Raw genomic sequence first — 8,844 nt, 5'->3', positions numbered from 1 at the left:
GCCTCAGGCGTCCTTCGACTCCTCGGCCGCAGCCTCGGTGGCGTCCTCGGCCTTGGTCTCCTCGACCTTGGCCTCGTCCGCCTCCTTGACCGCACGCTTGGTGGCGGCCTCGGCCTCACCCACGGCCTTCTGCTGCACCGTCAGCGCCTCGACCAGCTCGATGACAGCCATGGGCGCGTTGTCGCCACGGCGGTTGCCGATCTTGGTGATGCGCGTGTAGCCACCCGGACGGTTCTCGTAACGCGGGCCGATCTCGGTGAAGAGCGTGTGGACGATGCCCTTGTCCGTGATGACCTGGAGCACCTGGCGGCGGTTGTGAAGGTCGCCCTTCTTCGCCTTGGTGATCAGACGCTCGGCGTACGGGCGCAGGCGGCGGGCCTTCGCCTCGGTGGTGGTGATACGGCCGTGCTCGAACAGCGACTTCGCGAGGTTCGCGAGGAGCAGCTTCTCGTGCGCGGCGCTGCCGCCCAGACGGGCACCCTTGGTGGGCTTCGGCATTGTTCTTCTCCTAGTCGTCTGCCCCGGCCGTGTCAGGTACCGGGGTCAGTATCCGAGCGGGCGGTCGCCCGTCGGAGATCCGGGGGCCTGCGCGAGGCCCCCGGAAGTGGTACCGATCAGTACTGCTCGGTCTCCACGAAACCCGCGTCCGCGTCGTCGTCGGCGCCGAAGGCGTCGGCAGCGGCCGTGGGGTCGAATCCGGGCGGGCTGTCCTTGAGGGCCAGGCCCATGCCGGCCAGCTTCGCCTTGACCTCGTCGATCGACTTCGCACCGAAGTTGCGGATGTCGAGGAGGTCGGCCTCGGAGCGGGCGACGAGCTCACCCACGGAGTGGATGCCCTCACGCTTGAGGCAGTTGTAGGAGCGGACCGTGAGCTCCAGCTCCTCGATCGGCAGCGCGAGGTCGGCGGCCAGGGCGGCGTCCGTCGGGGACGGACCCATGTCGATGCCCTCGGCGTCGATGTTCAGCTCGCGGGCGAGACCGAACAGCTCGACCAGCGTCTTACCGGCGGACGCCATGGCGTCGCGGGGGCGCATGGCCTGCTTGGTCTCGACGTCGACGATCAGCTTGTCGAAGTCGGTGCGCTGCTCGACACGCGTGGCCTCGACCTTGTACGTGACCTTCAGCACGGGGCTGTAGATGGAGTCGACCGGGATACGGCCGATCTCCTGGCCCACCTGCTTGTTCTGCACGGCGGAGACATAGCCGCGACCGCGCTCGACGGTCAGCTCCATCTCCAGCTTGCCCTTGCCGTTGAGCGTGGCGAGGACCAGGTCGGGGTTGTGCACCTCGACACCGGCCGGGGGCGCGATGTCGGCGGCGGTGACCAGACCCGGGCCCTGCTTGCGCAGGTACATCACGACCGGCTCGTCGTGCTCCGAGGAGACGACCAGCTGCTTGATGTTGAGGATCAGGTCGGTGACGTCCTCCTTGACGCCCGGCACGGTGGTGAACTCGTGCAGGACGCCGTCGATGCGGATGCTGGTGACAGCGGCACCGGGGATCGACGACAGCAGGGTGCGGCGGAGGGAGTTGCCGAGGGTGTAGCCGAAGCCCGGCTCCAGCGGCTCGATCACGAACCGGGAGCGGAACTCGTCGACGACCTCTTCGGTCAACGAGGGACGCTGAGCGATCAGCATGTGTGGATCAGATCCTTCTTTCGTGGACGCCCGCTATATGACGTCCGACGGAACCGCACCCAGCGGGGTGCGGGTACTGCAAGGGTACGGGCGGTACGGCACCCGCGAGGCGCCGTACCGCCCGAAACCGGCCTGCGAAGCGGCCGTGCGTCAGACGCGACGGCGCTTCGGCGGGCGGCAGCCGTTGTGCGGGGTCGGGGTGACGTCCTGGATGGACCCGACCTCGAGACCCGTCGCCTGAAGCGAACGGATGGCGGTCTCACGACCGGAACCCGGACCCTTCACGAACACGTCGACCTTGCGCATGCCGTGCTCCTGGGCACGGCGGGCGGCCGACTCGGCGGCCATCTGCGCGGCGAACGGCGTGGACTTCCGGGAGCCCTTGAAGCCGACGTGGCCGGCGGAGGCCCAGGAGATCACGTTGCCGGACGGGTCGGTGATCGAAACGATGGTGTTGTTGAACGTGCTCTTGATGTGCGCGTGGCCGTGAGCGACGTTCTTCTTTTCCTTGCGGCGCACCTTCTTGGCAGCGCCCTGACGTCCCTTGGGGGGCATGTCGAAAACTCCTACGGGAGGTGGTCGGTCCTACAGCGAAGACCGCTGGACGGCGAGTGTCGCTGCGGACTACTTCTTGCCCGGCTTCTTCTTGCCGGCGATGGCGCGACGCGGACCCTTGCGGGTGCGAGCGTTGGTGCTGGTGCGCTGACCGCGGACGGGCAGACCGCGGCGGTGCCGCAGACCCTGGTAGCAGCCGATCTCGACCTTGCGGCGGATGTCGGCCTGGATCTCGCGACGGAGGTCACCCTCGGTCTTGATGTTGTTGTCGACGTACTCGCGGATCGCGACGAGCTGCTCCTCGGAGAGGTCGCGAACACGGGTGTTCGGGTCGATGCCGGTGGCAGCCAGCGTCTGCTGGGACAGGGTCCGGCCGATGCCGAACACATAGGTGAGGGCGACCTCCACGCGCTTTTCGCGCGGGATGTCAACACCGGAAACGCGTGCCATTCAATGGCTCCAGTTGATCTTCGGAGGTCTTCCGCAGAACCGGATCCCAGCCGCCGTACCAGGTACGAACTGGGTCCCCGGCCTCCGAACCGGGGGTGTCAGACGGAGTCGTGTCCGTCCGGGCCCTGCGTATGAACATATTCAGCTCGCGTCGCGCGAATCTCTGCGATCGAAGCAGAGGGTCCGGTCCTGCGTCAGCCCTGGCGCTGCTTGTGGCGCGGGTTCTCGCAGATGACCATGACCCGCCCGTGACGGCGGATCACCCTGCACTTGTCGCAGATCTTCTTGACGCTCGGCTTGACCTTCATGGGATGTGAGGTTCTCCGGGTCAGTTGCCGGCGGCCCCGCGGGGAACGCGGAGCGTGGGCAAGATCTACTTGTACCGGTAGACGATCCGGCCACGCGTCAGGTCGTACGGAGACAACTCCACCACGACCCGGTCGTCAGGGAGGATGCGGATGTAGTGCATGCGCATCTTGCCGCTGATGTGTGCCAGGACCTGGTGGCCGTTCTGGAGCTCGACCTTGAACATGGCGTTCGGCAGAGACTCGACGACAGTGCCCTCGATCTCGATGGCACCTTGCTTCTTGGCCACGCTTCGCCCTTCGAATCGACTACCTTGATCGACTCCCGTTGCGTCCCTTGCGGGGGCATGCAGGCATGCGGATGCACGAGAGCCGACGAGTCAGTCTACGTCAGCGCACCCTGAAAGACGAATCGGGGAAGTCTGCCCCAGGAGGGAGATCCTTATGCAAGGGGGGCCGGGACGACTGCGACGCCGTCAGGCCAGCGGGTCCGGCGCCGCGGTGATGCCGTACTCGGCGAGCTTCGCCCTGCCGCCGTCGGGGGCCGTCAGGACCAGCGGCCCCTGCTCGGTCAGGGCGACGGAGTGCTCCCAGTGCGATGACCAGGTGCCGTCCGTCGTGATGACGGTCCAGTCGTCCTCCAGGACCCGGGTCTTCGGGGTCCCCAGGGAGACCATCGGCTCGATGGCCAGGCAGAACCCGGGGACCAGCTTCGGGCCCTTGCCGCGCCGGCGGTCGACGTAGTTCAGCAGGTGCGGGTCCATGTGCATCTCGGTGCCGATGCCGTGGCCGCCGTAGTCCTCGATGATGCCGTAGCGGCCGCCGCCCGGCTTGGGCTGGCGGCGGATGTACGTCTCGACGGCCCGGGAGATGTCGACCAGCCGGTTGCCCTGCTTCATGGCCGCGATGCCGGCCCACATCGACTCCTCGGTCACCCGGGAGAGCTCGATCAGCTCCGGGGCGTGACCGGACCCGACGAACGCGGTGTACGCGGCGTCACCGTGCCAGCCGTCGATGATCGCGCCGCAGTCGATGGAGATGATGTCCCCGTCCTTGAGGACGACGTCCTCCGAGGGGATGCCGTGGACCACGACCTCGTTGACGGACGTGCAGATCGTCGCCGGGAAGCCGCCGTAGCCGAGGAAGTTCGGCTTCGCGTTGTGCTCGGCGAGCACCTTGCGCGCCACCTCGTCCAGATCCTTGGTGGTCGCCCCGGGCACGGCAGCCTCCCGGGTGGCCGCGTGAATGGCGGCGACGACCAGTCCCGCCGCACGCATCGTGGCGATCTGCTCGGGGGACTTGATCTGCACCATGGGGGCGGGAACCTTTCTGGACCGGAAGGGGACTCTCCGGAATTCTCCGGAGGGGGACGGACCCTCTCAACCATACGGGGGCCTGCACCCGCCCCCACAGCGCAGCCGCGGCCCCTTCCCGAGGGAACCGCGGCTGCAACCGACGTAGCAGAACTACTTCGTCGCGTCCTCGCGCTTCAGCGCATCCAGCGCCCGCCGCGTGATCTCGTCCACCGGACCCAGGGACGAGATCGTCCGGACCAGGCCCTGCGACTTGTAGTAGTCGATGATCGGCTCGGTCTGGCTGTGGTAGACCTCGAGCCGCTTGCGCACGGTGTCCTCGGAGTCGTCGTCCCGCTGGTACAGCTCACCGCCGCAGACGTCGCAGACGCCCTCCTTCTTCGGCGGGCTGTACGTCACGTGGAAGACGTGGCTGGAGTCCTTGCGGCAGATCCTCCGGCCGGCGATCCGCTTGACGACCTCTTCCTCCGGGACCTCCAGGTCCAGTACCGCGTCGAGCTTGATGTTCTCGCCCTCGAGCAGCTCGTCCAGCGCCTCGGCCTGCGAGACATTGCGCGGGAAACCGTCCAGCAGGAAACCGTTCTCGGCGTCGGGCTGCTCCATGCGGTCCTTGGCCATGGCGATGGTGACCTCGTCGGGCACCAGGTTGCCGGCGTCCATGTAGGACTTCGCGAGCTTGCCGAGCTCCGTCTGCTGGCTGATGTTGGCTCGGAACAGGTCGCCCGTGGAGATGTGCGGGATGCGCAGTTTCTCGGCAAGGCGCACAGCCTGCGTTCCCTTACCGGCGCCCGGCGGCCCGACGAGGACGATTCGCATCAGCGGAGGAACCCTTCGTAATTGCGCTGCTGGAGCTGGCTCTCGATCTGCTTCACCGTCTCGAGGCCGACACCCACGATGATCAGGATGCTGGTCCCGCCGAAGGGGAAGTTCTGGCTTGCGCCGAACCCGACCAACGCCATTGTTGGCACGAGAGCGATCAGACCCAGGTACAGCGAACCCGGCCAGGTGATCCGGTTGAGCACGTACGACAGGTACTCAGCGGTCGGTCGGCCAGCCCGGATGCCCGGGATGAAGCCACCATACTTCTTCATGTTGTCCGCGACTTCCTCGGGGTTGAAGGAGATCGCCACGTAGAAGAACGCGAAGAAAACGATGAGCAAGAAGTACAGACTGATGTAAATCGGGTGATCACCCTTGGTCAGATTCTGGGTGACCCACGTCTTCCAGCCCGCATTGCCCCCGGCGAACTGCGCGACCAGTGCCGGAATGTAGAGCAGCGAAGAGGCGAAGATGACCGGAATCACACCGGCCTGGTTCACCTTGAGCGGGATGTACGTGGACGTACCGCCATAGGACCGGCGGCCGATCATGCGCTTCGCGTACTGCACCGGAATACGGCGCTGGGCCTGCTCGACGAAGACGACCAGACCGACCATGACCAGGCCGACCAGGATGACGGTTCCGAACTCGATCCAGCCGCCGGCCAGGGTGCCCTGCTTCTTGATGGCCCACAGCGCGGACGGGAAGGTCGCGGCGATCGAGATGAACATCAGGATCGACATGCCGTTGCCGATGCCGCGGTCGGTGATGAGCTCACCGAGCCACATGACGACGGCCGTACCGGCGGTCATGCAGATGACCATGGTGATGGTGGAGAAGATCGCCCGGTCCGGCACGATGCTGCCGGCGACGGTGCACCCGTTGAACAGGGCGCCGCTGCGGGCGGTGGCCACCAGGCCGGTGCCCTGCAGGATGGCGAGCGCCACCGTCAGGTAACGGGTGTACTGGGTGATCTTCGCGGTGCCGGCCTGGCCCTCCTTCTTGAGGGCCTCCAGGCGCGGGATCACCACGGTCAGCAGCTGCAGGATGATGCTCGCCGTGATGTACGGCATGATCCCGAGCGCGAAGACGGTGATCTGCAACAGCGCGCCGCCGCTGAACATGTTGACCAGTCCGAAGAGCCCCTGGTTGCCGGAGGCCTCGGTAACACACTGCTGGACGGCCTTGTAGTTGACGCCCGGGATCGGGATGTGCGTACCGACCCGGTACACCACGATGATGCCGAGCGTGAAGAGCAGCTTCTTGCGCAGGTCGGGCGTCCTGAACGCCCGGGCGAACGCGGTGAGCACGGTGCCTCCTGCGACCCCCGCGCAACTGCGTCAAGGGTGACGGTCTTGAGGTCCAACAGAACAACGACTAGTAGAACGATCGACTGCCGCTCCGGGTGCCCGTGATGCGGCGCCCATGAAAGTGGACAGTGCAGGCCACCTTACCGGCGACACCGCCCCCCTTGGAACGACCAACCGGGGATACCCCATTTGTGGGTATCCCCGGTTGGGATCGTTCAGGTCATCGAGACGTCCGAAAGGATCAGACGAGTTCGGTGACGGAACCGCCGGCGGCGGTGATCTTCTCCTTGGCGGAGCCGGAGACGGCGTCGACCGTCACCTGCAGCGCCACGGAGACCTCGCCCTGGCCGAGGACCTTGACCAGGGCGTTCTTGCGAACGGCACCCTTGGCCACCAGGTCCTGGACCGTGACCTCGCCACCCTGCGGGTAGAGCGCGGCCAGCTTGTCGAGGTTGACGACCTGGTACTCGGTCTTGAACGGGTTCTTGAAGCCCTTCAGCTTCGGGAGGCGCATGTGCAGCGGCATCTGGCCACCCTCGAAGCGCTCCGGAACCTGGTAGCGGGCCTTCGTGCCCTTGGTACCACGACCGGCCGTCTTACCCTTCGACGCCTCACCACGACCGACACGGGTCTTGGCGGTCTTGGCGCCCGGGGCGGGACGGAGGTTGTGGATCTTCAGCGGGTTCTGCTCCGCCATGATCAGTCGACCTCCTCGACCGTCACGAGGTGGCGGACGGTGTGCACCATTCCGCGGAACTCGGGGCGGTCCTCCTTGACGACCACGTCACCCAGGCGCTTGAGGCCCAGGGAACGCAGGGTGTCGCGGTGGTTCTGCTTGCTGCCGATGTAGGACTTCGTCTGCGTGATCTTGAGCTGCGCCACGATTACGCACCCGCCCCGGCACGCGCACGCAGCAGGGCCGCGGGGGCGACGTCCTCGAGCGGCAGACCACGGCGGGCCGCGACCTCCTCGGGACGCTGCAGGCCCTTGAGGGCCGCCACGGTCGCGTGCACGATGTTGATCGCGTTGTCGGAGCCGAGCGACTTCGACAGGATGTCGTGGATACCGGCGCACTCGAGTACGGCACGCACCGGGCCACCGGCGATAACACCGGTACCCGGGGACGCGGGCTTGAGCAGCACGACGCCGGCAGCCTTCTCACCCTGGATCGGGTGCGGGATGGTGCCCTGGATCCGGGGGACCTTGAAGAAGTGCTTCTTGGCCTCCTCAACGCCCTTGGCGATGGCGGCCGGCACCTCCTTGGCCTTGCCGTATCCGACACCCACGGTGCCGTCACCGTCGCCCACCACGACCAGCGCGGTGAAGCTGAAGCGACGACCACCCTTCACAACCTTGGCGACGCGGTTGATCGCGACGACGCGCTCAACGTACGCGGTCTTCTCGGCGGCAGCAGCGCCGCCGTCACGGCCCTTCCGGTCCCGCCGCTCGCCGCCACCGGCACCGCCACCGCGGCGCTGGGGTCCAGCCATTGGATTTACCTCTCTCTTTTCCGCTAGCTACGGCGGCTCAGAACCTGAGCCCGGCCTCGCGGGCGGCGTCCGCCAGGGCGGCGATGCGCCCGGCGTACTGGTTGCCACCACGGTCGAACACGACTGCCTCGACACCGGCGGCCTTGGCACGCTCGGCGACCAGGGCGCCGACCTGCTTGGCCTGCGCGGACTTGTCGCCCTCGCCACCGCGGATCGAGCTGTCCAGGGTGGACGCCGACGCCAGGGTGTGGCCCTTGAGGTCGTCGATCACCTGCGCCACGATGTGGCGGTTGGAGCGGGTCACGACCAGACGGGGGCGCTCCGCCGTACCGGCGATCCGCTTGCGGATCCGGATGTGACGGCGCTTGATCGCGGCGCGCTTGTAGGCGTCGCCCTTGAGGATCTTCTGCCCGTATGCCATGGCTTACTTACCCGCCTTTCCGACCTTGCGGCGGATGACTTCGCCCTCGTACTTGACGCCCTTGGCCTTGTACGGGTCGGGCTTGCGCAGCTTGCGGATGTTGGCCGCGACCTCGCCGACCTTCTGCTTGTCGATGCCCTCGACCGAGAAACGGGTCGGAGCCTCGACCTTGAAGGTGATGCCTGCGGGGGCCTCGACCAGGATCGGGTGGCTGTAACCGAGGGAGAACTCGAGGTTCGAGCCCTTGGCGACAACGCGGTAACCGACACCGCTGATCTCGAGCTTCTTCACGTAACCCTGGGTCACGCCGGTGATCATGTTCGCCACCAGCGTGCGGGACAGGCCGTGGAGAGCCTTGTTCTGACGCTCGTCGTTGGGGCGGGTGACGTTCAGAACGCCGTCCTCGCCCTTGACGATCTCGATCGGCGCCACGACGGTGTGGGTCAGCTCGCCCTTGGGGCCCTTGACCTTGACCGTGCGGCCGTCGATGGTGACGTCCACGCCGGCGGGAACCGCGATGGGGAGCTTGCCGATGCGCGACATA

General features: G+C 66.7%; 14 protein-coding genes. All 14 read right to left on the bottom strand.

Features of this window, described 5'->3' with window-relative positions:
• Nucleotides 1–3 precede the first annotated feature (3 nt).
• The 14 genes from rplQ to rplF all read right to left on the bottom strand — a co-directional run bounded on the left by rplQ (nt 4) and on the right by rplF (nt 8,843).
• Nucleotides 4–498 (bottom strand): 50S ribosomal protein L17, encoded by a 495-nt coding sequence (gene rplQ, locus ACH4UM_RS01165; protein ID WP_398172224.1) that lies wholly within the window; start codon nt 496–498, stop codon nt 4–6.
• Nucleotides 499–614: 116 nt separating this feature from the next.
• Nucleotides 615–1,637 carry a DNA-directed RNA polymerase subunit alpha gene (locus ACH4UM_RS01160; RefSeq protein ID WP_003966937.1) on the bottom strand — a complete coding sequence of 341 codons (1,023 nt, stop codon included), beginning with the start codon at nt 1,635–1,637 and terminating at the stop codon, nt 615–617.
• A gap of 150 nt (nt 1,638–1,787) precedes the next feature.
• Entirely contained in the window at nt 1,788–2,192 is a 405-nt protein-coding gene (gene rpsK / locus ACH4UM_RS01155; protein ID WP_003956432.1) for a 30S ribosomal protein S11, read from the bottom strand.
• 69 nt (nt 2,193–2,261) lie between these two features.
• Nucleotides 2,262–2,642 carry a 30S ribosomal protein S13 gene (gene rpsM, locus ACH4UM_RS01150; RefSeq protein WP_189703407.1) on the bottom strand — a complete coding sequence of 127 codons (381 nt, stop codon included), beginning with the start codon at nt 2,640–2,642 and terminating at the stop codon, nt 2,262–2,264.
• A 194-nt stretch (nt 2,643–2,836) separates the two neighbouring features.
• Nucleotides 2,837–2,950 carry a 50S ribosomal protein L36 gene (gene rpmJ / locus ACH4UM_RS01145; RefSeq protein WP_003998809.1) on the bottom strand — a complete coding sequence of 38 codons (114 nt, stop codon included), beginning with the start codon at nt 2,948–2,950 and terminating at the stop codon, nt 2,837–2,839.
• Nucleotides 2,951–3,015: 65 nt separating this feature from the next.
• On the bottom strand, nt 3,016–3,237 hold the full coding sequence (gene infA, locus ACH4UM_RS01140) for a translation initiation factor IF-1 (protein ID WP_003948620.1): 222 nt from the start codon (nt 3,235–3,237) through the stop codon (nt 3,016–3,018).
• Between the two features lie 186 nt (nt 3,238–3,423).
• A complete protein-coding gene (map, locus tag ACH4UM_RS01135; RefSeq protein ID WP_398172222.1) occupies nt 3,424–4,260 on the bottom strand; it encodes a type I methionyl aminopeptidase in 837 nt (278 codons plus the stop codon).
• Between the two features lie 153 nt (nt 4,261–4,413).
• Entirely contained in the window at nt 4,414–5,076 is a 663-nt protein-coding gene (locus tag ACH4UM_RS01130; RefSeq protein ID WP_398172220.1) for an adenylate kinase, read from the bottom strand.
• Nucleotides 5,076–6,389: a preprotein translocase subunit SecY gene (secY, locus tag ACH4UM_RS01125; RefSeq protein ID WP_398172218.1), complete on the bottom strand. Its 1,314-nt coding sequence runs from the start codon at nt 6,387–6,389 to the stop codon at nt 5,076–5,078. The genes ACH4UM_RS01130 and secY overlap by 1 nt, the downstream gene beginning before the upstream one ends.
• A 241-nt stretch (nt 6,390–6,630) precedes the next feature.
• Nucleotides 6,631–7,086, bottom strand: coding sequence for a 50S ribosomal protein L15 (gene rplO / locus ACH4UM_RS01120; protein ID WP_398172216.1), 456 nt, complete (start codon nt 7,084–7,086; stop codon nt 6,631–6,633).
• Between the two features lie 2 nt (nt 7,087–7,088).
• Nucleotides 7,089–7,271 carry a 50S ribosomal protein L30 gene (gene rpmD / locus ACH4UM_RS01115; RefSeq protein ID WP_009190145.1) on the bottom strand — a complete coding sequence of 61 codons (183 nt, stop codon included), beginning with the start codon at nt 7,269–7,271 and terminating at the stop codon, nt 7,089–7,091.
• Nucleotides 7,272–7,273: 2 nt separating this feature from the next.
• On the bottom strand, nt 7,274–7,879 hold the full coding sequence (rpsE, locus tag ACH4UM_RS01110) for a 30S ribosomal protein S5 (protein ID WP_007494753.1): 606 nt from the start codon (nt 7,877–7,879) through the stop codon (nt 7,274–7,276).
• 37 nt (nt 7,880–7,916) lie between these two features.
• Complete coding sequence (gene rplR, locus ACH4UM_RS01105) at nt 7,917–8,300, bottom strand: 50S ribosomal protein L18 (protein WP_398172214.1); 384 nt, start codon at nt 8,298–8,300, stop codon at nt 7,917–7,919.
• Between the two features lie 3 nt (nt 8,301–8,303).
• Nucleotides 8,304–8,843, bottom strand: coding sequence for a 50S ribosomal protein L6 (gene rplF / locus ACH4UM_RS01100; protein ID WP_398172212.1), 540 nt, complete (start codon nt 8,841–8,843; stop codon nt 8,304–8,306).
• Between the last annotated feature and the right edge of the window lies 1 nt (nt 8,844).

It is taken from the genome of Streptomyces sp. NPDC020801 (assembly GCF_044334385.1).
In the GTDB taxonomy this organism is placed as follows: Bacteria; Actinomycetota; Actinomycetes; order Streptomycetales; family Streptomycetaceae; genus Streptomyces.
The sequence above is the reverse complement of the archived record's forward strand: the minus strand, read 5'-3'. Positions and strand labels throughout refer to the sequence as shown.

Coding starts and splice junctions, on each gene's coding strand:
- rplQ (WP_398172224.1), bottom strand. CDS start 498: ATGCCGAAGCCCACCAAGGGTGCCCGTCTGGGCGGCAGCGCCGCGCAC.
- ACH4UM_RS01160 (WP_003966937.1), bottom strand. CDS start 1,637: ATGCTGATCGCTCAGCGTCCCTCGTTGACCGAAGAGGTCGTCGACGAG.
- rpsK (WP_003956432.1), bottom strand. CDS start 2,192: ATGCCCCCCAAGGGACGTCAGGGCGCTGCCAAGAAGGTGCGCCGCAAG.
- rpsM (WP_189703407.1), bottom strand. CDS start 2,642: ATGGCACGCGTTTCCGGTGTTGACATCCCGCGCGAAAAGCGCGTGGAG.
- rpmJ (WP_003998809.1), bottom strand. CDS start 2,950: ATGAAGGTCAAGCCGAGCGTCAAGAAGATCTGCGACAAGTGCAGGGTG.
- map (WP_398172222.1), bottom strand. CDS start 4,260: ATGGTGCAGATCAAGTCCCCCGAGCAGATCGCCACGATGCGTGCGGCG.
- ACH4UM_RS01130 (WP_398172220.1), bottom strand. CDS start 5,076: ATGCGAATCGTCCTCGTCGGGCCGCCGGGCGCCGGTAAGGGAACGCAG.
- rplO (WP_398172216.1), bottom strand. CDS start 7,086: ATGGCGGAGCAGAACCCGCTGAAGATCCACAACCTCCGTCCCGCCCCG.
- rpsE (WP_007494753.1), bottom strand. CDS start 7,879: ATGGCTGGACCCCAGCGCCGCGGTGGCGGTGCCGGTGGCGGCGAGCGG.
- rplR (WP_398172214.1), bottom strand. CDS start 8,300: ATGGCATACGGGCAGAAGATCCTCAAGGGCGACGCCTACAAGCGCGCC.
- rplF (WP_398172212.1), bottom strand. CDS start 8,843: ATGTCGCGCATCGGCAAGCTCCCCATCGCGGTTCCCGCCGGCGTGGAC.